The sequence below is a fragment of the Lysobacter sp. GQ73 genome, from assembly GCF_059758755.1.
Genome location: NZ_JCAXEE010000030.1, coordinates 1 through 327 on the forward strand (window position 1 = coordinate 1; position 327 = coordinate 327).

Consider the following 327-nt stretch of genomic DNA (forward strand, 5'->3'; position numbering starts at 1 on the left):
CGACACCGTGCCCGAACCGTCTTCGTCGGCGTTACCGGTCATCGCCTTAGCCAGGGTCTGGCTCAGCGCCGTCACCGGCGTGGTCACCGTGGTGGTGCACGCAGGGTCGGTGCTGCCCACCGGGCAGACCGGGCTGGTCGAGGTCGCCGTGTTGCTGATGCTGCCCGCGGTCACGTCGGCCGCGGTCACCACGTAGGTGCCGGTCAGCACGCAGGTCGCACCCGGCGCCACCGATGCACAGGTGGTGCTGCTCGGGGTGATCTTGCTGTCGTTCACCACCACGTTAGTCAGGTTGCCGCTGGCGCTGGTGTTGGTCACCGTCACCGT

Annotated in this window: 1 protein-coding gene; it reads right to left on the bottom strand. The window is 68.5% G+C overall.

From position 1 onward, the window contains the following. Window positions 1–318 (bottom strand): CLIPPER-2 domain-containing protein (locus tag AC6CH2_RS22530; protein WP_498271166.1); only part of this gene is annotated, 318 nt, incomplete at its 3' end. Between the last annotated feature and the right edge of the window lie 9 nt (window positions 319–327).